General features: G+C 72.7%; 19 protein-coding genes. 18 read left to right on the top strand and 1 reads right to left on the bottom strand.

Going from position 1 to position 21,428, the window contains the following annotated elements:
• The 17 genes from IH25_RS0126325 to IH25_RS37845 form a co-directional block, all read left to right on the top strand.
• On the top strand, positions 1 to 698 hold a 698-nt coding region (locus tag IH25_RS0126325; RefSeq protein ID WP_342447379.1), incomplete at its 5' end, for an elongation factor 1-alpha C-terminal domain-related protein.
• Positions 699 to 856: 158 nt separating this feature from the next.
• Positions 857 to 1,534, top strand: coding sequence for a response regulator (locus tag IH25_RS0126320; protein WP_037655620.1), 678 nt, complete (start codon positions 857 to 859; stop codon positions 1,532 to 1,534).
• A gap of 161 nt (positions 1,535 to 1,695) precedes the next feature.
• Entirely contained in the window at positions 1,696 to 1,920 is a 225-nt protein-coding gene (locus tag IH25_RS39875) for an MbtH family protein (protein WP_078844415.1), read from the top strand.
• 45 nt (positions 1,921 to 1,965) lie between these two features.
• The gene (locus IH25_RS0126315) at positions 1,966 to 3,771 is read left to right on the top strand and encodes a non-ribosomal peptide synthetase (RefSeq protein WP_051754118.1); all 1,806 of its coding nucleotides are present in this window, start codon (positions 1,966 to 1,968) and stop codon (positions 3,769 to 3,771) included.
• The gene (locus IH25_RS0126310) at positions 3,768 to 4,589 is read left to right on the top strand and encodes a thioesterase II family protein (RefSeq protein ID WP_245172887.1); all 822 of its coding nucleotides are present in this window, start codon (positions 3,768 to 3,770) and stop codon (positions 4,587 to 4,589) included. Before IH25_RS0126315 ends, IH25_RS0126310 begins: the two co-directional genes overlap by 4 nt.
• Complete coding sequence (locus IH25_RS0126305; RefSeq protein ID WP_037655618.1) at positions 4,586 to 5,929, top strand: M20/M25/M40 family metallo-hydrolase; 1,344 nt, start codon at positions 4,586 to 4,588, stop codon at positions 5,927 to 5,929. Before IH25_RS0126310 ends, IH25_RS0126305 begins: the two co-directional genes overlap by 4 nt.
• Positions 5,922 to 6,848: a GNAT family N-acetyltransferase gene (locus IH25_RS0126300; RefSeq protein WP_030615479.1), complete on the top strand. Its 927-nt coding sequence runs from the start codon at positions 5,922 to 5,924 to the stop codon at positions 6,846 to 6,848. The genes IH25_RS0126305 and IH25_RS0126300 overlap by 8 nt, the downstream gene beginning before the upstream one ends.
• Complete coding sequence (locus IH25_RS0126295; protein ID WP_030615477.1) at positions 6,845 to 7,435, top strand: hypothetical protein; 591 nt, start codon at positions 6,845 to 6,847, stop codon at positions 7,433 to 7,435. The genes IH25_RS0126300 and IH25_RS0126295 overlap by 4 nt, the downstream gene beginning before the upstream one ends.
• Positions 7,432 to 8,460: a BtrH N-terminal domain-containing protein gene (locus IH25_RS0126290; protein ID WP_157847021.1), complete on the top strand. Its 1,029-nt coding sequence runs from the start codon at positions 7,432 to 7,434 to the stop codon at positions 8,458 to 8,460. Before IH25_RS0126295 ends, IH25_RS0126290 begins: the two co-directional genes overlap by 4 nt.
• Positions 8,460 to 9,857: a DegT/DnrJ/EryC1/StrS family aminotransferase gene (locus tag IH25_RS0126285; RefSeq protein ID WP_030615471.1), complete on the top strand. Its 1,398-nt coding sequence runs from the start codon at positions 8,460 to 8,462 to the stop codon at positions 9,855 to 9,857. The genes IH25_RS0126290 and IH25_RS0126285 overlap by 1 nt, the downstream gene beginning before the upstream one ends.
• The gene (locus IH25_RS0126280) at positions 9,854 to 10,201 is read left to right on the top strand and encodes an acyl carrier protein (protein WP_030615469.1); all 348 of its coding nucleotides are present in this window, start codon (positions 9,854 to 9,856) and stop codon (positions 10,199 to 10,201) included. The genes IH25_RS0126285 and IH25_RS0126280 overlap by 4 nt, the downstream gene beginning before the upstream one ends.
• A 16-nt stretch (positions 10,202 to 10,217) precedes the next feature.
• Positions 10,218 to 14,384 carry a non-ribosomal peptide synthetase gene (locus tag IH25_RS0126275; protein WP_051754116.1) on the top strand — a complete coding sequence of 1,389 codons (4,167 nt, stop codon included), beginning with the start codon at positions 10,218 to 10,220 and terminating at the stop codon, positions 14,382 to 14,384.
• A 2-nt stretch (positions 14,385 to 14,386) separates the two neighbouring features.
• Entirely contained in the window at positions 14,387 to 15,541 is a 1,155-nt protein-coding gene (locus tag IH25_RS0126270; RefSeq protein WP_030615463.1) for an acyl-CoA dehydrogenase family protein, read from the top strand.
• A 41-nt stretch (positions 15,542 to 15,582) separates the two neighbouring features.
• Entirely contained in the window at positions 15,583 to 16,752 is a 1,170-nt protein-coding gene (locus IH25_RS0126265; RefSeq protein WP_030615458.1) for an acyl-CoA dehydrogenase family protein, read from the top strand.
• Positions 16,753 to 16,808: 56 nt separating this feature from the next.
• Complete coding sequence (locus tag IH25_RS0126260) at positions 16,809 to 17,603, top strand: AzlC family ABC transporter permease (protein ID WP_051754115.1); 795 nt, start codon at positions 16,809 to 16,811, stop codon at positions 17,601 to 17,603.
• 1 nt (position 17,604) lies between these two features.
• Complete coding sequence (locus tag IH25_RS0126255; protein ID WP_030615452.1) at positions 17,605 to 17,925, top strand: AzlD domain-containing protein; 321 nt, start codon at positions 17,605 to 17,607, stop codon at positions 17,923 to 17,925.
• Between the two features lie 136 nt (positions 17,926 to 18,061).
• On the top strand, positions 18,062 to 19,342 hold the full coding sequence (locus tag IH25_RS37845) for an ATP-grasp domain-containing protein (RefSeq protein WP_051754114.1): 1,281 nt from the start codon (positions 18,062 to 18,064) through the stop codon (positions 19,340 to 19,342).
• Between the two features lie 23 nt (positions 19,343 to 19,365).
• Here IH25_RS37845 and IH25_RS0126245 read toward each other — a convergent pair whose 3' ends face one another.
• Positions 19,366 to 19,731 carry a winged helix-turn-helix transcriptional regulator gene (locus tag IH25_RS0126245; RefSeq protein WP_030615448.1) on the bottom strand — a complete coding sequence of 122 codons (366 nt, stop codon included), beginning with the start codon at positions 19,729 to 19,731 and terminating at the stop codon, positions 19,366 to 19,368.
• Between the two features lie 89 nt (positions 19,732 to 19,820).
• On the opposite strand from IH25_RS0126245, the gene IH25_RS0126240 reads away from it, so the two are divergent.
• Entirely contained in the window at positions 19,821 to 21,428 is a 1,608-nt protein-coding gene (locus IH25_RS0126240) for an MFS transporter (RefSeq protein WP_078844414.1), read from the top strand.

Below are 21,428 nucleotides of genomic sequence, written 5' to 3'. Positions count from 1 at the left end.
GCAACGGCGTGGTCGAGCAGACCCGCCGGCACGCGGCCATCGCCGCCCTGCTGCGCGTCCCGCACGTCGTGCTGGCCGTGAACAAGATGGACCTCGTCGCCTACGAGGAGCCGGTCTTCGACCGCATCGTGCGGGACTTCGCCACGCATGCCGCCGAGCTGGGACTCCCCACCTTCACCTCCATCCCGGTCTCCGCGGCGGCCGGCACCTTCCGGGTCGGCGAGGAGGTCACGGTGCTGCCGTCCGGGCGGACCACCCGCATCGCCGGCATCGACCTGCTGGGCGAGCCGGTCGACATGGCCTTCGCGCCGCAGTCGGTGACGATCCGGATCCAGGACGACATCGACATCTCGCGCGGCGACCTGATCGTGCCGGCCGGTGACGCGCCCGCGATCACCCAGGACATCGAGGCGACCGTGTGTCACGTCGCCGACCAGCCGCTGACCGCCGGCCACCGGGTCCTGCTCAAGCACGGCACCCGCACGGTCAAGGCGATCGTCAAGGACATTCCCTCGCACCCCGGGCGGCTGGTGGCCAACGACATCGGCCGGGTCGTCGTGCGCACCGCCGAACCCTTGGCCGTCGACGCATACGCGGACTCCCGCCGAACAGGGGCGTTTTTGCTGATCGACCCGGCCGACGGAACCACCCTCGCTGCGGGCATGGCGGACGGCTCCGGGAATGTCGGACAGGGGTGATTTCACGGAAGTCCGGCGATCAAACCTTTGACACTGTCTCGCTGTCGTGATCGAATCGATCCGGAAATGGTGTCACAATCGATATGAGCCGGGGGGGTAAAGATGTCCAGTAGACGTGGGTTATCGCCGCAGTACCTTCCACCCTGGATGAGTGCTTGATGGCTCCGATCACAGTGCTCATTTGCGATGAATTCTCCATTATCAGAAACGGCCTCCAGACGTTCCTGGAAGCATCTCAGGGCATCGAGGTCGTGGGTGTGTCCGACAGTGCGATGAGTGCCCTCATGCTCATCCGTCAGCACCGGCCTGACGTCGTCATCAGCGGGTTGAAGTACCGGGGTATGTCGGGCGTGGAGCTGATCCGCCGGGTCGTCGCCGAGAAGGACGCCTCCGGTGCGGGCGCGCGCTGCATCGCGTTCTCCATGGACTGGGACGACGACGCCATCAGCGAAGTGCTGCGCGCGGGCGTGGACGGTGTGCTGATCGGCGACTCCAAGCGTGAGGAGGTGGAGTACGCCGTGCGTACGGTCGCCGCCGGCGGCACAGCGCTCTGCTCGGAGGTGGCCGGACGTCTCATCGACTGGTTCCGCAGCCGTGACCTGCACCCGGGGACCGACGAAAGCCCGGCCATCAGCACCCTGACGGCCCGCGAGCGCGAGGTGCTCTCCCTGGTCGGCCAGGGCATGGCCATCGAGGAGGTGGCCGAGGAACTGTCCATCAGGGTCAGCACCATCCGCACCCATCTCCACCGGCTGCGCAACAAGCTCTGCCTGCGCGACCGGGCCCAACTGGTGTCGTACGCCTACCGCTCGGGGCTGGTGAAGCAGTCCGCCTGAGCCGGCGGTAGGCCGGGCGTGGCCGTCGGGTGTGGACACGGGTAAGCGTGGCGTCCACACCCGGCACCGCTGTCCACACACCGTTCGGCAAAGAATCCACGAGAGGGTGGATGTGCTGCCCACGGAACTCCCATAGTGTTTGCCGGGTAATCTGAATTCCGATGTGCTGGAACAGGGGCGGCCGAGTGTCCGAAACAACGACAGAAACCCTGCGGGATTCCTGGGTCATTGTCGTCAATGACGAGGAACAGTATTCGGTTTGGTCGTCGGGGAGTGAACCGCCGCTCGGCTGGCGGGAAATCGGATTCACCGGGAATCGGGCGGACTGCCTGGACGAGATAGCCCGGATCTGGACCGATCTGAGGCCGCTGAGCCTGCGGGACTGAAGAGAACGGCCGAGTGGTGTCACGCGAAGACAGAGGGATCGGGGAATGAGACCAACCGTCGAGTCGGTGCACGCGGCTTTCGAACGCCAGGCGTCCCGCACACCGGACACGGTGGCGATCAGCCTCGGTGACGAACGGCTCACCTACCGACAGCTCAACGAGCGGGCCAACCGGCTCGCCCGGCACCTGCGCGACCGCGGGGCCGGCATCGAGACGCCGGTGGGCGTCTGCCTGGAACGCTCCACCGAGACCGCCGTGGCCCTGCTGGCCGTGCTCAAGGCCGGCGGCCACTACGTCGCCCTCGATCCGCGCCAGCCCCGGGCCCGCCATGAACTCCTCGTGGCAGAGGCGGGGCTGGAGCTGCTGATCGCCCACGGTCTCACTCTCGAAGGCGTCACCGGACTCGCCGACGTACAGGACCTCGGCGCCCTCGACGAGGTGCTCGCCGGGCAGCCGGCCGAGGATCTCGGGCTGCCCGTGGGCCCGGAGCACGCCGCCTACATCGCGTACACCTCCGGATCCACCGGGGCCCCGAAGGGCGCCGTCGTGCCGCACCGGGCCGTGCTGCGGCTGGTGCTGGACAGCGACTACCTCACTGTCGCGCCCGACGACGTCTTCCTGATGGCGGCCCCGCTGGCGTTCGACGCCTCGACGCTGGAGATCTGGGCCCCGCTGCTGAACGGTGCCCGGCTCGCGGTACTGCCGCCCGGCGACCTCTCCCTGGAAACGCTGGCCGACACCGTGGACGCGGAGGGCGTCAGCGTGTTGTGGCTGACCGCCGGGCTCTTCCACCAGATGGCAGAGGGACCCGTCGACCGGCTGACCGGCCTGCGGGTGCTGCTCGCGGGCGGCGACGTGCTCTCGCCCCGGCACGTCGACCGCGTCCTGGCCACGCTGCCCGGCATCACCGTGGTCAACGGCTATGGCCCCACCGAGAACACCACGTTCACCTGCTGCCACCCGATGACCGCCCCCGTCGGCGACGGGCCCGTCCCGATCGGCCGCGCCGTCAACGGCACCGAGGTCCACGTCCTCGACGAGGCGCTGCGCCCGGTGCCCGACGGGGAGATTGGCGAGCTGTACGCGGGCGGCGCCGGCGTCGCCCGCGGTTACGCCGGACGCCCCGCGCTCACCGCCGACCGGTTCGTGCCCGACCCGTTCTCCGGCCGCCCCGGGGCCCGGCTGTACCGCACCGGGGACCTGGTGCGCCGCCGCCCCGACGGGGCCCTCGACTTCCTCGGCCGCGCCGACCGTCAGGTCAAGGTCCGCGGCTTCCGCATCGAACCCGGCGAGGTGGAGAACGCGCTGCTCGACCAGCCGGGCGTCCGGGACGCCGGCGTGGTGGTGCACAGCCACCCCGAGACCGGCAAGCGCTTGGTCGCCTTCGTCGCCGGCGACGAGGACGTCCGTCCCGGCGCGCTGCGCGAGGCACTCGCCCGCACCCTGCCGTCCCACCTGGTGCCCTCCGCCATCGCCCGGCTCCAGGCGCTGCCGCTGACCGCCAACGGCAAGGTCGACCGGGCGGCCCTGGAGTCCCGCGAGATCCGCGAACGCCCCGACGTGGACGCCGACTACCGGCCCCCGGCCACCGGTCTGGAACGCGAACTGGCCGCCCTGTGGGCCGAGCTGATGGGCCTGGACGAGATCGGTGCCGACGACGACTTCTTCGAGCTCGGCGGCCACTCACTCCAGGCGACCGTGCTGGTCCGGCGGATCGAGGAGCGCTACGGCACCCCGGTCCGGCCGCGTGATCTCTACCTGAACCCGACCGTGGCCGAGCTGGCGGAGTTCGTCGCGGAGTCGGGCGGCACCGCCGCCGCGACCGCCCCCGTCCCGGAGGTACAACGATGATGTCCGCTCTCCCCGCTGAGAGCCTTGGGGGCGCCCCCGCACCCGGGGCCCGCCCCGCCCGCCCCGCGAAATGGCTGCTGCGCCGCCCCAAGTCCCAGGACGGAGCGCCGCGGATCTTCCTCTTCCCGTACGCCGGTGTCGGCGCGTCGATGTACGCGCTCTGGCCCGAGCGGATCGGCGGCGCCGAGGTGTGTCTCGTCCAGTTGCCGGGGCGGGAGACCCGGCTGCGCGAGCCGCACTTCACCACCTACGAGGAGCTGGCGGGCCCGCTCGTCGAAGGGCTCGCCCCGTACCTGGACCGCCCGTTCGCCTTCTTCGGCCACTGCAGCGGCGTACTGCCCGCCGTGGAGGCCGTGCGCGAGCTGGCCCGCCGCGGTCTGCCGGTGCCCGACCGGCTGTTCGTGTCGTCACAGGTGGCCCCGCACGACGGCCCGTACGGCAGGCTGCTCGACCTGGGCGAGGACGAACTGGCCGGTGAACTGGCCGCGTTGACCCGGGCGGCGGGTGGCGAACCGCACCCGGACCTGATCGAGCTGGGCGTCTCGGTACTGGCCGCGGACATCGAGGCCAACCGCCGCTACCGGGTCGCCGAGCCGTTCACGCTGCCCACCGCGCTCACCACCATCGGCTGGCGCGGCGACGAGGTGATACCGCCCGCCCTGATGGCCGGCTGGTCGGCGTACGCCCCGCAGGACCGCGTCCGCGAGGTGCTGCTCGAAGGGGCGCACTACGACTTCCTGAAGGCGCCCGCTGCTCTCCTCAAGGAGCTGGCCCACGACCTGGCGGAGCCGGCATCCGGGACGGAGGAGACCGCATGAGCACCACCGAGGCCGTCGCGGCGGCCATGCCCGGTGTCGTCGAACTGACCCGGCGGCTGATCCGCTACGACACCACCAACCCGCCCGGTGACGAGGCCGCCTGTGTGCGCTACGTGGCCGAACTGCTCGCCGCGGCGGGCGTGGAGACCCGGCTGCTCGGCCGGGAACCGAACCGGCCCAACCTCGTCGCACGGGTGCCCGGCCGCGGCGAGGCGCCCCCGCTGCTGCTGCACGCGCACGTCGACGTCGTCCCCACCGAGGGACAGCCCTGGACCCGCGACCCGTTCGCCGGGGAACTGGTCGACGGCGAGGTGTGGGGCCGTGGCGCGGTCGACATGAAGGGCCAGTTGGCCATGATGCTCGACGCCCTGCTCACCCTGCGGGCCGGCGGACGCGCCCCGGCGGGCGACGTGCTGCTGGCCGTGGTGTGCGACGAGGAGGCGGGCAGCGCCGCCGGGGCGAAGTTCCTCGTGAACGAGCACCCCGGACTGTTCGACGGGGTGCGCTACGCGATCGGTGAGGACGGCGGCGCCACCCTCTCGCTGGGCGGCCAGACCCGCTTCCACCCCGTCGTGGTCGCCGAGAAGCGGGCCTGCTGGGTCCGCGCGGTCCTGCACGGCACCGCCGGGCACGCCTCCCGGGTGACCGACCACACGGGCGCGGCCTACAAGCTGACCCGGCTGCTCGACGCCATCGCGGACGGCGGTCTCGACGTGCTGCTGACGCCGGCCGTGGAGCTGATGCTCAAGGAACTGGAGAAGACGCTCCCGGCGGTGGAGGCCGCGCGCGTCGCCGCGTTCCGTGCCGACCCCTCCGATGCCTCCCGCCTGGCCGGCTTCGACGACCGCGACATCCGCTACCTGCGCTCCGTCGTCCGGCACACCGTCAACGCCACCGTGATCCACGGCGGCACCAAGACCAACGTGCTGCCCAGCGAGATCTCGGTGGAGCTGGACGGACGGCTGCTGCCCGGCCCGTTCGACACGCCCGGCTTCCTCGCCGAACTGCGCGCCAGGGCCGGAGTGGAGATGGACCTCGAGGTCCTCGTCGAGGGCGAGCAGATGCCCCAGCCCCGGCTGGGCGGCTTCTACCACCGCCTCACCGAGGTGCTGCGGCAGCACGACCCGGACGGTGTCCCGGTCCCGATGGTCACCACGGCCTCCACCGACGCCCGTCTCTTCCCGCGACTGGGCATCGAGACGTACGGCTGGCTGCCGCTGCGCCACCGCAGCGGGACCTCCTACCGGGACATGCTGCACGTGGCCGACGAGCGCATCGCGGTCGACGCCCTGGAGTTCGGCGCCCGCTGCTACCACGACCTGCTGCTCGGCTATGAGTGAGCCGCGCATCCGCCGCCTGTCCCCGGCCGAGGCGGCTTCCCGCGCGGGCCGGATCGCCGAACTGACCCGCCTCGCCTACACCGGATCCGACCCGCTCCCCGGGCTCCCCGTCCCGGACGGGGCCCGGGAGAGCGAGGACGCCGTGCGGCGCCAGCTCGCCCGGGGCACCCGGATCTGGGTGGCCGAGACGACCGGTGGGCGGCCGGCCGCGGCGCTGCGCGTGTCCGCCGACGGCGCCGGCGGCTGGGAGGTGCACCGGGTGTGTGTGGATCCCGGACACCACGGCCGGGGCCTGGCCCGGCGGCTGGTCGAGGCCGTCGAGGCGGCGGCACTGGCCGAGGGCGTGCCGAGGCTGTGGCTGAACGCCGTGGTCGAGCGGTGCCTGCCCGGCGTGTACGCCCGTATGGGCTTCCGTGCCGTACGCCACTGGTCCGCCGACGACAAGCCGCTGTCCGAGACCACCCTCGAACGCGTCCCCGGCACCCCCTACGACCCGTCCGCGCTGCCGCTGGCGGACCGCGCCCCGGCCCCCTCCGATCTGCTCGTCGGCTGGCTCGCCGGGCCGGCCGGTGTGCTGGCCGTACTGGGCACGGGCATCCGGCCCGAGGAGGCCCTGCACAGGGCCCGGCACGGCGCGCCCGCGTCCTTCGGGCCGGGCGTCGCGGTCGGCGTCGACCTGTGGCAGGACGCCCCGGCCGACGGCCACCGGCTGCTCGCCGACCGGCTGGCCGGCCTCGCCCGGCCCGTCGCCCCGGCCGCCTACCACTTCGCCGCCCCCCGCGAGCGGGTCGGCGTCCACGTGCAGCCGCGCACCCTGCACCCGCACCTGCGCGCCGTGCTGCGCCTGGCCCCAGGCCGGGAACCGGCCGGCGCACCGACCATCCCCGCCCGCAACACGGCTGGAGTACGACCGAGGTGACCACGTCGACCACCACCACCCCCGTCCCGCTGGACCTGACGGCACTCGCCGACAACGTCGGCGTCACCCGCCCGGACCGGCTGTCCGAAGGCGCGTTCAACATCTGGGGCAACACCTTCCCCGCCGAAGAACTCCCCCCGGCCGGAACGGTCGAGGTGCACGGCATCCCGTTCCGCTGGCCCGCCACGGGCGACGGATCGCCGGACAACGTCCGCTGCCGCGGTCAGCTCGTCACGGTCCCCGAGGGGCGTTACGACTGGATCCACGTCCTGGCCGCGGCCGAACGCCGCACCGAGGACCCGCTGCTGCTGCACTTCGCGGACGGCAGCGTGGACCCGGAGTGGCTGCGGGTGTCCGACTTCTGGCCCGAGACGGCCTCCCGGTTCGGGGAGCGCCCCGCCTTCTCGTGCACGCGCCTGCACTACCCGCGCCACATCCAGCACGCCATGGGCCCCACCGTCTGGCGTCAGCGGGTGCCCGTCACCCGGGAGGAACGGCTGCGCGCCTTCCGCCTTCCCGACAACCCCGCGATGCACCTCTTCGCGATCACCCTCGCGCCCGCGGTGCGACCGGAGGCCACCCAGTGAAAGCAGCACTCGTATCCGATGCCCTCGGCTGGCGGCACGACCTGGCGGGCTGCCTGCACGGCTGTATGGCCACCCTCCTGCACCACCGGGGCGTGGCACCGCTGGAGACCCTCGGCGCCGCCTGGGGGTTCTGGCACCTGCCCGGCGACATACGGCGCGAGGAGTACTACTACCCGTGCGACAGCGGTGTGTCGCTGCTCGGCGCGCTCGCCCCGTACCATCCGGTGCGCTCCACCTGGCACCACCCGGCGGACGCGGCCGAGGGCTGGGCGCAGGTCCGCGCCGAGGTGGCCGCCGGGCGACTGGTCGCCGTGGCCGTCGACAACTTCGAGCTGCCCTTCCGGCCCGCCTACCAGGACGTGCACTCCAACCACATGGTGATCGTCCAGGGCTTCGACGAGGAGCGCGGCACGGTGCGGGTGCTGGACGCGGTGCCGCCGCGCTTCCACGGTGACATCACCCTGGAGCAGCTCACCGCGGCCCGGGACTCGGGCAACCCGGCCGTCCACGACCGGGACATGTTCTTCACCGACGTCCGCATCGGCAACCGCTGGCTCTCCGTCGAACTCGACGCCGCCCCCGAGGACTTCCCCGCCTTCGACCGCGCGCACATCCGCTCGGTCATCGAGCGCAACGTGGAGGGTTTCCGCAAGGGCACGCCCGGTCCGCGCCTCACCGGCGCCGAGGGCCTCACCGCGTTCCTCGCCTGGGCGGGCGAGCGGCTGGCGGCCGGCGAAGCGGTGCGCGACGAGCTCTTCGTCGTCACCGGCGCCGCCCTGGCCTGCACCGCCGTCCACGCCGACTGGCTGGCGCTGGCCGCCCGCACCCTGGCCGAACCCGGCCTCGCGGACGCGGCCCGGGGAGTCGAGCGCATCGCCCACCACTTCTCCGCCATCCGCATCATGTCCGCGCTCACCAGCTCCGGCGAACTCGGCCCGGACCGGCTGGCGCGCCGCAGCCACGCGCTGCGCTCCGACCTGGAGCAGGTACTCGACGTCCTCGCGTACGAAGGAGCCGCACTCTGATGCCCGATTCCGCGCCCCGGTCGACGCGGCAGGCGTCCCCGGACCGACTGGCCATGCTCGGCGGCGCCCGCGCGGTGCCCCGCACCCGGCGCATCCCCGCCTGGCCGCGGGTGACCGACTCCGACCGCGAGGCCGTGCTGCGGTCGCTGTCCAGCGGCCGGTTCACGACGGCCGCCGTCGGCGAGCAGGAGATCGAGTCCCTGGAGCGGGAGTGGGCCGAGCGGGTCGGCACCCGCCACTGCGTGATGGTGAGCAACGGCACGGCCGCGCTGTCCGTGGCCCTGGGCGCGCTTGGCATCGAGCCCGGCGACGAGGTGATCGTGCCCGCGCTGAGCTTCATCGCCTCCGCGGTGGCGCCCCTGCACATCCTGGCCGTCCCGGTGTTCGTGGACATCGACCCGCGCACCTACAACCTGGTGCCGCACCTGGTGGAGGCCGCCATCACGCCGCGCACCCGCGCGATCGTCGTGGTCCACCTGCACGGCCTGCCGGTCGATATGGACGAGATCCGCGCCATCGCCGACAAGCACGGCCTGGCCGTCGTCGAGGACGCCGCCCAGGCGCACGGCGCCGTCTACCGGGGCCGGACCGTCGGTTCCCTCGGCGCGGTGAACACCTTCAGCCTCAACGTCAGCAAGAACCTCGCCACCTGCGGCGAGGGCGGCCTGATCACCACCGACGACGACGGCATCGCCCGCCGGGCCGCCATGCTGCGCCAGTTCGGCGAGGTCGCCACGAAGAAGGCCGAGCGCTCCTACGTCGGCCATCTGCTCGGCTTCAACCACAAGCCGAACGCCATCCAGGCCGCCTTCACGCGCAGCCAGCTCGAACGCTTCGACGAGGAGGCCAAGCTGCGCGACGAGAACGTGCGCCGCTTCCTGGACCGCCTCGCCGCCCTGCCCGGACTGGTCACCCCCGTGGTGCCCGACGACCGCAGCCACGCCTGGCACATCCTGCGCTTCCGCACCGACCCCGAGGCGTGGGGCCTGGAGCCCGGGCACGCCGGACCGCTGCGGGCGGCGCTGATGCGGGCCCTGCGCTCCGAGGGCGTGCCGGCCAGCCACTACCAGATGATGTCCCTGCCGCAGCAGCGGGTCTTCCGGGACCGGCTCGGCTACGGCGGCCTGCCCTGGCGGCTTCCCGGGGTGGCGCCGCGCGAGTACCGGGCGGAGGACCAGCCGACCACCCTCGCGGTCATCAACGACTCGTTCACCCTGCAGAAGGCCCATCTGTCGCCCGAGGCCGGTCCGCTGCTGTCCGTCTACGCCGACGCCTTCGAGAAGGTCTGGCGCCACCGCGACGTGCTGGCACGGCACGCCGTGTCCATGGAGTACAAGGCGCCGTGGGAGACGGCCGACGAGATCGCGGCCGCCGAGTGGGAGGAGATCACCGAGTGAGCACCGACGTGGGCGCTGAACTGACCGCGATCTGGCGGCAGGTCTTCGACATCGCCGAAGCGGAGGTGGACCCCGCCGAGAGCTTCTTCGAGATCGGCGGCACCTCCTTCCAGGCCGTACAACTGATGACCCGTATCGAGCAGGCGTTCGGGGTGAAGGTGCCGCTTCCGGTGATCTTCACCGAGGGCAGCGTCGAGGGCCTCACCGCGGCCGTCGAGGAGGCCCTCGGCGGCGGCGCCGACGACGACCTGCTCGCCTCGGTCGAGGGCCTTTCCGAGGAGGAGGCCCTGCGCCTGCTCCAGGAGCACGAGGCGCGGGCGACGGCGGACCGGACGGACACCTGAGAAGTTGACGAGGGACATGGCGGACACAGCACGGGCGGCCACGGACGACGGCGGCCTCTCCGACGTCAAGCGCAGGCTGCTGGAGATCAAGCGCCGGCAGCAGCGCGCACTCCAAGAGCAGCGGGACCGGATCACACCGGTGCCCAGGGACGGCGCGCTGGCCGTCTCCGAACAGCAGCGTTACCTGTGGTTCCTGCACCAGCTCCAGCCCGGACAGCCGGTGTACAACGTGCCGTTCGCGCTGCGGCTGCGCGGCGCCCTGGACCCGGCGGCGCTGGGCCGGGCCCTGACCGCGCTGGCCGCCCGGCACGAGAGCCTGCGCACCCGGTTCGGCAGCGAGCGCGGGGTGCCCTTCCAGACGGTGGACCCCGCCCCGGACACCTGGCCCCTGCCTCTGGTGGAGGTGCCGGGCCCGGACCCCCAGCGGGAACTGACCCGTCTCGTGGACGACGCGGCCCGGGCCCCCTTCGACCTACAGGCCGGCCCGGTCTTCCGCGCCACCCTCTTCCGGGTCGCCGCCGACGACCACGTCCTGCTGCTCGTGATGCACCACATCGTCACCGACGGCTGGTCGACCGGCCGGATCACCCAGGAGCTCGCCGCGCTGTACCGGGCGCACCTGACCGGCACCACCGCCGAGCTGCCCGAGCTGCCGTTGCAGCCCGCCGACGTCGCCGCCTGGCAGCAGCGGTGGCTGACCAGCCCGGCGCTGGAGCGGGAGATCGCCCACTGGCGCGAGGCGCTGGCCGGACTCCCCACCACGGACTTCCCCGCCGACCGGCCCCGCCCGGCCCAGCCCTCCGGCACCGGAGCCACACTGGAGTGCGAGCTGCCCGCCGAACTCGGCGCCGCGCTGCGGGAGACGGCCGCCCGGGAGCGGGCCTCGCTGCTGTCGGTGCTGCTCGCCGCGTTCTCCGTGGTGGTCGCCCGCTACACCGGGCAGTCCGAACTCGCCTTCGGCTCCGTCTTCAGCGGCCGCACCCGTGACGAACTGCAGCCGCTCGTCGGCTTCTTCGCCAACACCCTGGTGCTGCGCACGGACGTCTCCGGCGACCCCTCCTTCACCGACCTGGTCGCCCGGGTCAACACCACGGTCCTGAGCGCCCTGGAACACCAGGAAGTGCCCTTCGGCACCCTCGTGCAGGAGCTGCGCCCGGAGCGCGACCCCAGCCGCAACCCGCTGTTCCAGATCAGCTTCACCCTGCTCACCGAGGGCATCGTCGGCGCCTTCGAGTTCACCGGCCTCACCGTCGAGGAACTGCCCGTGCGCATGGGCAGCTCCCGCTTCGACCTCGCCTTCCAGGTCACCGACCGGGGCGAGGCCGGACTCGCCGTCTGGATCGAGTACGCCACCGATCTGTTCGACCGGGACCGGATGGAGCGCCTCGTGGCGCACTTCCGCTCCGTGCTGACCGAGGCCGTGGCCGAACCCGCCACCCCCGTCAGCGCGTTCGAGGTGCTCACGGCCGAGGAGCGGGACCTCGTCCTGCACGGCTGGAACCCGCGGCCGGCCCCGGCGGACCCGGCCGGCCCCGCCCTGCTGCACGAGCTGGTCGCCGCGCACGCCGCAGAGCGGCCCGCCGCACCCGCCATGCGGTTCGCCGGCCGGGAACTCGGCTACGGCCGCCTCGACAGCACCGCGAACCGACTCGCCCACGTGCTGCGCGACCGCTGGCAGGCCGGACCCGACCAGATCGTCGGCGTCCTGCTGGACCGCGGCCTCGACCTGCCGGTGGCCCAGCTCGCCGTGCTCAAGGCGGGCGCCGCCTGGCTGCCGATCGATCCCCAGTACCCCGCCGACCGCATCGCCCACCAGTTGTCGGACGCCGGCGTGCGCACCGTACTGACCACCCGCGACCTCGGCCACCTGCTCCCCGCGGACCAGGAACGCTGGTACGTCGACGACGAGACGGCGCACGCCGAACTGGCGCGGCAGCCCGACTCGCCGCCCGAGACGGGAGTGCGCCCCGACCACCTCGCGTACGTCATCTACACCTCGGGCTCCACCGGCAAGCCGAAGGGCGTGCTGATCTCCCACCGGGCGGCGGTGGACTTCGTCGTCAGCGTCCGCGACCTGTTCAAGATCACCCCGGACGACCGGCTGCTGCAGTTCGCCAACCCGGCCTTCGACGTCAGCGTCTTCGACTTCTACGCCGCCCTCGGCTCCGGCGCCTGCGTGATCGGGGCACCCCGCGCCGAACTGCTCGACCCGGACGCCCTGCAGCGGCTGATGGCCGAGCAGCGGGTCACCGTCGCCGACGTACCGCCCGCTGTGCTGCGCCTGCTGGACGCCGGGCCGCTGACGGACCTCAGGGTGCTCTTCGTCGGCCTGGAGGCGTTCCCCGCCGAGCTGGTCAACCGCTGGAGCGCCCCCGGCCGGGAGTTCCACAACGGCTACGGCCCCACCGAGGCCACCGTCGCCTGCGTGGACTACCTCTGCCCGCCCGAAGGGCTCACCAGCGCCCCGCCCATCGGCCGGGCCATGGCCAACCACCGCGCCTACGTCCTCGACGGGACGCTGCGCCCGGTGCCCGTCGGCGTCCCCGGCGAGCTGTACATCGCCGGCACCGGACTCGCCCGCGGCTACCTCGGCCGTCCCGACCTGACCGCCGACCGGTTCCTGCCCGACCCGTTCGCCGCCCTGCCGGGGGAGCGCATGTACCGCACCGGCGACGTGGTGCGCTGGCGGCCCGACGGCAATCTGGAGTTCCTCGGCCGCGCGGACCGCCAGGTCAAGATCCGTGGTCTGCGCATCGAACTCGGCGAGGTCGAGCATGCCCTCACCAGCCATCCGGCCGTCCGCCAAGGCGTGGTGACGGTCCAGCACGCCGGCAGCCCGCGGGCCCGGCTGGTCGGCTACGCGGTCGCCGAGCCCGAGGCCCTGGCCGACGGTCCGCTGGACGGCGAGCGCGTCCGGCAGGACCTCGCCGACGGACTGCCACTGCACATGGTGCCGTCCGTGGTGACCGTGCTGGAGGCCCTGCCGCTGACGCCCAACGGCAAGGTCGACCTCAAGCGGCTGCCGCAGCCGGGTGACGCCGAGGAGCGGGCGGAGCGCACCCCGCCCGCCACCCCGACCGAGGAGGGCCTCGCCCGGATCTGGACCGAGCTGCTGGACGTCCCTGGCGGCGTCGGCGTCCACGACAGCTTCTTCGCGCTCGGCGGCAACTCGCTGAACCTCGTCCGGCTCACCACCGCCATCCGCCAGGAGTACGGTGTCACGCTGGAGGTCCGCCGGCTCTACCTCGCGCCCACGGTCCGCGGCATCGCGTCGCTCATCGACGAACAGCGCGCCCGGCGGGACCCCTCGCCGGCCGGCGGACCACACGCCGGACAGGCCGCTGCCGTCACCGGGGCACGTTCCGCGACCCTCGTCGAGATCACCCCGCCCGGTGCCGGGGAGGGCACGCGTCCCGCCTTCTTCTGCGTCCACCCGGCGGGCGGCGCGGTCGTCCCGTACATCCCGCTCGCCCGGCTGCTCGGACCCCACCAGCCGTTCTACGGCCTGGAGTCGCCGGGCCTGGACGGCAGCGCCCCGCCCGAGCGGCTGGCCGACTACGCCCGCCTGTACGTGGCGGCGGTCCGCGAGGTGCAGCCCACCGGCCCGTACCACCTGGGCGGCTGGTCGGTGGGCGGTGCCATCGCCGCGGAGATGGCGGCCCAGCTCCGCGACGCCGGACAGGAGGTCGGCGCGCTCCTGCTGTTCGACACCTCGCTGCCCGGCGAAGGCGTGACCGATCCCGCCGCACTGCCCGACGAGGCCGAACTGCTGCGGTCCTTCGTGCACGACCTCGCGGGCCTGCGCGAACAGCCCGTCCCGGCACTGGACGTGGCAGAATTGCGCACCCTGCCGCCGGACGCCCGGCTCGACCGGGTGACGGACCTGCTGGAACGCGCGGGCCTGGTCCCCGAGGGCGTCCGCAGTGAACTACGCGCCCGCATGCGGGTGTTCCTCGCCACCACCCGAGCGGTCCTGCTGCACCCCGCCCGCCCGCTGGACTCGCCGCTCACCCTGCTGACGGCCGCCGACGAGGACAACGTTCCCGTGGCGCGCTGGCGTGACCTGGCCACCCGGGACGTCGAACACCTGCCCGTACCCGGAAACCACTACACGATGCTCCAGCACCCCCGCGTCGAGGTCCTCGCGGACGCCGTGCGCCGGGTGCTGGACGCGAGGAGCTGAGCGTGGAACTCCGAGACACTCCCGAGGACCGCGCATTCCGCGACGAGATCTGCGCGCTGCTGTGCCAGGAGGAGGTGCGGGCCGAGGTCGCGGCGGTCCGCGCCCGGCGGGGCGGGGAACCGGGGCTGCTGGACGTCTACCGCCGGCTCGGTGAGCGCGGCTACCTCGCCGTCAACTGGCCGAAGGAGTACGGCGGTCTGGGCGGCACCCTGCAGCAGAAGACCATCGTGACGGAGGAACTGATCGGGCACGGTGTCCCCGACATCGTGCACACCCTGAGCATCGACATCGTCGGCCTCGCCCTGCTGATGTACGGGACCGACGACCAGAAGGAGCGCCTGCTGCCCAGGATCGCCCGGGGCGAGGGCGCGGCGTCCATCCTGTTCAGCGAGCCGGGCGTCGGCTCGGACCTGGCGGCGCTGGAGACCAGGGCCGAGCGGGACGGCGACGGGTGGCGGCTGCGCGGCCGCAAGGTCTACAGCATGAAGTCCCACCTCGCCGACTTCGCGCTGTGCGCCGCCCGGACCGGCGAGTCCGACGTGAAGTACCACGGCATCACCCTGTTCGTGGTGCCGCTGAAGACGCCCGGCGTTCTGGTGGACCCGCTGTGGAACCTGGGTGACGAGCGGTTCGGCGACATCACCCTGGCCGGTGTCCGGGTCACCGCTGACGACATCGTCGGCGAGGTGGACGGCGGCTGGGAGGTGATCAACCACGTCCTGGGCCTGGAGCGCACCGGCGTGGAGTTCGAGGCGAAGGCGACCCGCTGGTTCGACGTGCTGCTGCGGCACGCCGCGGACACCGGCCTGCTGGAGCACCCCGTGCACGGCCCCCGGCTGGTGGAGCTGGAGGGCTGGGTGCGGGCCGCGCGGCTGCTGTCGTGGCGGTCCGTCGGCGAACTCGCCGAGGGCCGCAGCGACGAGGTGCACAACGCCATGGCCAAGCTGCTCACCTCCGAGGTGAGCAAGGAGGTCGCCCACACGGCACTGGACCTCACCGGCCTGCCCGGGGTGCTCGACCGGCACGACGGCCGGGCAGCCCTGCACGGCATCGGCGAGGCGGCCTACCGGGAGGCGGCGGGTCTCACCCTGGCCTCCGGCACCTCCGAGGTCATGCTCGCGCTGATCGCCTCCACCGGCCTGGGCCTGCTGGCCTGACGCGCCGGGCCCGCCCCTCTCGCAGAAAGCACTCAGCCGCCATGAAGATCGCGCCGAGCACCGAACAACTCGCCCTCGACCAAGCCCTCTCGGAGTTCCTGGAGGAGGAGGTCGCCTCACTGGTGCGCCGCATGGCCTACCGCTCCCCGTACTCCGGCACCGAGGACAACCGAGAGGTCCGGGCCATGGTCCACCAGGCACTGGTCGACCTCGGCGTGCCCCGGCTGCCGCTGCCCGCGGCGGCCGGCGGCACCGGACGCGGCCAGGAGGACCTGGTCGTCGTGGCCGAACAACTCGGCGCGGTCCTCTACCAGGGCCTGCTCCCGGACACCCTGACCGCCGCCGAGCTGCTCGCCCGGTGCGGCGAAGCCCCCCTCGACCTGCTCCGGCGGATCGGCGAGGGCACCACCGTCGCCTTGGCCGTCCGCTCCGACGCCCCCGGCGGCACCACCACCGCGGTCCCCGCCCCGCTGACCGTGGACCGCGCCCGTGGCACCCTCACCGGGACGCGTGCCTTCGTGCCGTTCGCCGAGGAGGCCGACCACCTGCTCGTGCTGGGCACCGACACCGACGGCAAGCTGCACGCGGCCCTGGCCGACCCGCGGGCGCGGGGCCTCTCCCGCCGCCTCCACGAGGAGCTGGGCCGGGGCGAGCTGTACGCGCTGGACTTCACGGACACGCCCGTGACCGCCTGGCTCGACCTCGGCGAGGACCCCGCGGCCCTGTGGCGTGCCACGCTCGACGGCGCCCGCGTCCGGCACGCCGCCCAGCTCACCGGAGTGAGCCGGGGCGCCCTGCGGCTCTCGGTCGAACGCGCCCGGGAACGGCGGCAGTTCGGCCGCCCCATCGGCCACCAGCAGGCACTCGCCCTCCGGCTGGCCGAGCTGGCCGCCCGCGTGGACGCCGTGGGGCTGGTGGTGCGGGCGGCCGCCTGGGAGGCCGACCGCCCGGACACCGTCGGCGCCGAGACCGTACGGCTTTCGGCCGCGCAGGCGCTGGCGATGGCCGCGCAGACGGCCCGGCGCACGGCCACCGAGGCGATGCAGATCCACGGGGCGTACGGCATGACCGAGAACAGTGACGCGCAGCTCTTCTACCGGCGGGCCGCCGTCGAGTCGCTGTGGCTGGGTTCCCCGGCCGAACTGCGCGGTGAGGTAGCGTCGTTGCTGCGTGCCCGGATCGCCGCGCGACCGCGTCCGGTCGTCCTGTAGAACTGCACAGTGACGATCACACGCGAAGGAGACGGGACTGTGAACGAGGTACGACGTTGAGCGACGCCGTGAACAAGGAGACACCCGCCCTCACCGACACCGGTGCGGGTGCCGCGGCCGACGCGCGCACCGAGTTCTGGGCCGGAGCCCGCGCCATGACCCCCTTCATGATCGCCGCGTTCCCGATGGGCATCGTCGCCGGGGCCGCCGGTGTCGCGGGCGGTGTGGGCTGGCTCGGCACGCTGGGCATGGGCGCGGCCGTCAACTCCGGCACCGCCATGCTCGCCGGTCTCCAGCTCCTGCGCGACGGCTCGCCGGCGCCGGTCATCCTGCTCACCACACTGGTGCTCAGCCTGCGCATGACGATCTACGCCATCATGCTCCGGCCGCACCTGCGGGACTTACCGCAGCGCTGGCGCGCCCTGCTGGCGTTCGGCCTGGTCGACGCCACGTTCTTCATCGTCATCGAACGCTTCGGGAAGCCGGTCGGCATCCGGGAGCGCCAGTGGTACTTCCTCGGCAGTGCCACCGCGATGTTCGCCAACTGGATCAGCTCCCTCGTCGTCGGCATGGCCCTGGGCAGCGCGGTGCCCGACATCGCCGGCGAGGGCCTCGAATTCCCGATGACGGCACTGTTCATCGCGATGATGGCCGGGGCCCTGACCAACTGGAAGATCTGGGTCTCGGTCCTGGGCGCCGGCGCCCTGGCCCTGGTCTCCCATCCGCTGCCGTACAACCTGTACGTCGTCGTGGCGACCCTCGGCGGAGCGGTCATCGGCGTGCTCTGCGAGGTGGCGGAGAAGCGTCACAAGAAGAAGACGGAGACCTCCGACACCCCCGAGGCGGTGTGAGATGACGCTGACCCTCCTGATCATCGGCATGGCGCTGTGCGCGTTCGCCACCCGCTGGGTCCCCCTGGTCCTGTTCGGGGACCGGGAACTGCCCGAGGTGGTCAAGAGCGCCCTGAACTACGTGCCCGGCGCGGTGCTCGCCGCCCTGGTCTTTCCCGCCGTGCTGAGCCCGATGTGGGCCGGCGGCGACAGCGAGTGGGCCGTGCCCACCCTCGCCGGCGGCGTGGCCACCCTGGTGGCGGGCCGGTTCGTCAAGCACTTCCTGGTCGTCACCGTGATCGGCGTCGTCGTCTTCTTCCTGGTCAAGCACTTCTTCGGCTAGGCGGAGCGGGCCCCACGGCCTGCAGGACCACACCTCGGCCGAGCCCACGCCCCGGCTGAGCCCACGGCTCGGCGGGCCACCGCCCCACGGCCGGGGAGTACATCTGCCCGGCCGCCCCTTCGAAAGGATCCCCCGCATGGAGCGCCGTTTGGCGGTCGTCTACGAGAACGGATCGGTCAACCCGCTGGAACTCGCGGCGGCCTCCTACGGCCACTGCTCGCTGGTCCTGGTCTGCGACCCCGCGTCCGCGAGCGTGCGGTCGGCGCTGCCGCTGCTGCGTGAGACGGGCACCGTGGTGACCTACGACGCCGGGACCCCGCCGCAGCAGACCGCGGCCCGGCTCCGGGAACTGGGCGTCGACGGCATCACCACCTTCAGCGATCTGACGATCGAGCCGACAGCCGAGCTGGCCCGACTGCTCGGCCTGGACTTCCACAGCCCGCGCACCGCCGCCCTGCTCGTGGACAAGCACCGGCAGCGTGCCCGGCTGGCCGAGGCGGGCCTGCCGACACCGCGCCACGAGGCGCTGCGGGCCGGTGCGGGGGAGGAGACGGTCCGCGCGACGGTGTCCGCCGTCGGGGTTCCGGCCGTCGTCAAGCCCCGCCGGGGCGCGGGCAGCCGCAACACCGTCCTGGTCGACACGGTGGAGGAGGGCGTACGGATCGTCACCGGCCTGCTGAGCGCGGGGGAACCGGAACTCGTGCTGGAGGAGTACCTGGTCGGCGACCCCACCGTGGCGGGCCGGCACTGGGGTGACTACGTCTCCGTCGAGTCGGCGGTCCACGCCGGGCAGATCACCCACGTCGGCGTCACCGGCAAGCCCCCGCTGCTGGAACCCTTCCGGGAGACCGGCGCGTTCTTCCCCGCCGACCTGCCCGAGCCGGTCCGCGCCGAGCTGCTGGAGGCGACGGCCGACGCCCTGCGGGCCCTCGGGGTGACCGGCGGCATCACCCACACCGAGTTCAAGCTCACGGCCGACGGCCCCCGCCTCATCGAGGTCAACGGCAGGCTCGGCGGTTTCGTCAACGACGTGGTGGGCCGCGCCACGGGCTTCAGCCTCCTGCGCACCGCGCTCGACTGCGCGCTCGGCACCCTGCCCGCCCCGCTCACCGTCCCGGCCCCCGAACGCGTCGCCTACCAGCGCTTCCTGGCCCCGCCCATGGACGCCCGAGCCGTCTCCTCGGTGACCGGCGTCAAGGAGGCCCGTGCCCTGCCCGGCGTCCGGCGGGTCGAACTCGCCAAGTCCCCCGGCCAGCCGGTCGACTGGCGGCAGGGCACCCAGGCCTTCGTGGGCATCGTCTACGGCGACACCCCCGATCACCTGGCCCTCGCCGAACGCCTGACCCACCTCGACACGGTGCTCCGGGTCGCCTACGAGACGGAGACGACCACGAAGGACGCCACACCAGCCTCCTGACGAGTCTTCCCGACGACGCCTGGTCAGGTGGACGCGGCGGGACCGGCTGGTGCTTCGAGGCGCACCGTGTCGCGGTACCAGCGGCCCCACGCGTCCAGCTGCTCGGTGATGGAGTCCAGGGTGTGGCCGACATCGGTGAGGGCGTACTCGACCCGTGGCGGCACCTCCCGGTACACGGTCCGCTCCACCAGCCCGTCCGCCTCCAGCTCCCTCAGCTGGCGGGTCAGCATGCGTTGGGTGACACCCGGCAGCGCACGCCGCAACTCGCCGAACCGATGCGTGCCGGAGACCAGTTGTTTGAGAATGGCCAGTTTCCAACGGCCGCCGAGCAACTCCATGGCGAACTCGACCGCACAGTGATCCGAGGCTTCCTCCATCGTGGACCGCATCCCTGACCTCCTTTGGTATACGGCGTGGTACTAGGTGACATCAATGACCGTACTTGCAGGCGGTGTTGATACTCACTGAAGCTGAGACTGTGACGGAGAGCAAGGCACCGGCCGCGGCCGGATCAGCCGACGGGAAGAAGAGTGCGGACGGTTCCACGAGCGCCGAGGGGCGGGCGCGGCCGGGCCTTTCCGCGCGGCAGCGGTGGTCGGTCCTGGCCGTGGTGTCGGGCAGCCTCTTCCTGTGCGGCATCGACCTGACCGTCCTGCATGTAGCGGTGCCGAGTCTGAGCCGAGACCTGGACCCGAGCCCCGCCCAACTGCTGTGGATCGTCGACGTCTACTCCCTGACGCTCGCCGCGCTCCTGGTGACCTGCGGCACCCTCGGCGATCGCATCGGCCGGCGCCGCATGATGCTCAGCGGCCTCCTCACCTTCGGCGTCGCCTCCGCCGCGGCCGCCTTCTCGACCTCGACCGCACAGCTCATCGCGGCCCGTGCCGCGCTCGGTGCCGGCGCGGCGATGATCATGGCGTCCACGGTGGCCGTCATCCGGGTGGTCTTCCCTGACGACCGCGAGCGCGCCATGGCTCTCGGTATCTGGACCTCCGCGCACAGCGTCGGGGCCACCATCGGCCCGCTGGCAGGCGGCCTGGTCATCAAGGCATGGGGCTGGGGAGCGGTGTTCCTCATCAACGTCCCCGTCATCGTCGTCATCCTGGCCGTCGGCGCCCGCGTCATCCCCGAGTCGCGCAACCCCGAACCGGGCCGCTGGGACGTGGCCGGCGTCGCGCTGTCGGTCACCGGTCTGGCGGGCGTCGTCTACGCGCTCAAGCAGGCCGGTGAACACGCCGGGCTGAACACCGTGATCGTCGTCACCGGACTCGTCGCAAGCGCCTTGATCTACGCCTTCGTCCGCCGGCAGCGACGCATCGCCGAGCCGCTGCTGGACTTCACCCTCTTTCGCGAACGCCGTTTCACCACCGCCACGCTGTGTGTCATCGGTTGCTTCGGCAGCTACGTCGCCCTGTTGTTCTTCCTCACCCAGTGGCTCCAGCAGGTGGGCGAGTACGCGCCGCTGCGTGCCGGGCTTGCGCTGATGCCGCTGGCGGGCGCCAACGCCCTCGGCGCGGTCACGGCCCCCTGGGCGGCGAACCGGTGGGGCAACCGCTGGGCGCTGACCGGCGCGCTCTGCCTGTTCGCCGTCGCGTACGCGGCCATCGCGGTCGTCGGCGACCCTGCGCACTATGGCGTTCTGCTCGCCCCGCTGCTCGCCGCGGGGTACGGCGCCGGCATCGTGATGACCCTGGGCGCCGATTCCATCATGGGCGCCGCGCAGCCCGAGCGGGCCGGGGAAGCGGCGGCCATCCAGGAGACGTCCTTCGAACTCGGCGCGGGACTCGGCGTCGCCGTCCTCGGCACCGTCCTGACCACCGTGTACCGCACGGGCCTGCCCCAGGTGCCCGGCCTCTCCGAAGACCAACAGGCCCGGACCCGCGTGTCGTTCACCGCGGCGCAGGACGTCATGACACACATGCCGCCCCGGACCGCCCGCGAGGTGCTGCACTCGGCACAGCATGCCTACGACCGGGGCATCACCGCGGTGTCGCTGATCGCGGCGGTGGGCCTGGCCGGCACCGCGCTCATGGCGGCAACCTTGCTGCGCCCCCGCCGGGTCACCGAGCAGACCGAGGAACACTGA

The sequence above is a fragment of the Streptomyces achromogenes subsp. achromogenes genome (genome assembly GCF_000720835.1).
Classification (GTDB): domain Bacteria; phylum Actinomycetota; class Actinomycetes; order Streptomycetales; family Streptomycetaceae; genus Streptomyces; species Streptomyces achromogenes.
The sequence above is the reverse complement of the archived record's forward strand: the minus strand, read 5'-3'. Positions and strand labels throughout refer to the sequence as shown.

Coding starts and splice junctions, on each gene's coding strand:
- IH25_RS0126320 (WP_037655620.1), top strand. CDS start 857: ATGGCTCCGATCACAGTGCTCATTTGCGATGAATTCTCCATTATCAGA.
- IH25_RS39875 (WP_078844415.1), top strand. CDS start 1,696: ATGTGCTGGAACAGGGGCGGCCGAGTGTCCGAAACAACGACAGAAACC.
- IH25_RS0126315 (WP_051754118.1), top strand. CDS start 1,966: ATGAGACCAACCGTCGAGTCGGTGCACGCGGCTTTCGAACGCCAGGCG.
- IH25_RS0126310 (WP_245172887.1), top strand. CDS start 3,768: ATGATGTCCGCTCTCCCCGCTGAGAGCCTTGGGGGCGCCCCCGCACCC.
- IH25_RS0126305 (WP_037655618.1), top strand. CDS start 4,586: ATGAGCACCACCGAGGCCGTCGCGGCGGCCATGCCCGGTGTCGTCGAA.
- IH25_RS0126300 (WP_030615479.1), top strand. CDS start 5,922: ATGAGTGAGCCGCGCATCCGCCGCCTGTCCCCGGCCGAGGCGGCTTCC.
- IH25_RS0126285 (WP_030615471.1), top strand. CDS start 8,460: ATGCCCGATTCCGCGCCCCGGTCGACGCGGCAGGCGTCCCCGGACCGA.
- IH25_RS0126275 (WP_051754116.1), top strand. CDS start 10,218: ATGGCGGACACAGCACGGGCGGCCACGGACGACGGCGGCCTCTCCGAC.
- IH25_RS0126265 (WP_030615458.1), top strand. CDS start 15,583: ATGAAGATCGCGCCGAGCACCGAACAACTCGCCCTCGACCAAGCCCTC.
- IH25_RS0126255 (WP_030615452.1), top strand. CDS start 17,605: ATGACGCTGACCCTCCTGATCATCGGCATGGCGCTGTGCGCGTTCGCC.
- IH25_RS37845 (WP_051754114.1), top strand. CDS start 18,062: ATGGAGCGCCGTTTGGCGGTCGTCTACGAGAACGGATCGGTCAACCCG.
- IH25_RS0126245 (WP_030615448.1), bottom strand. CDS start 19,731: ATGCGGTCCACGATGGAGGAAGCCTCGGATCACTGTGCGGTCGAGTTC.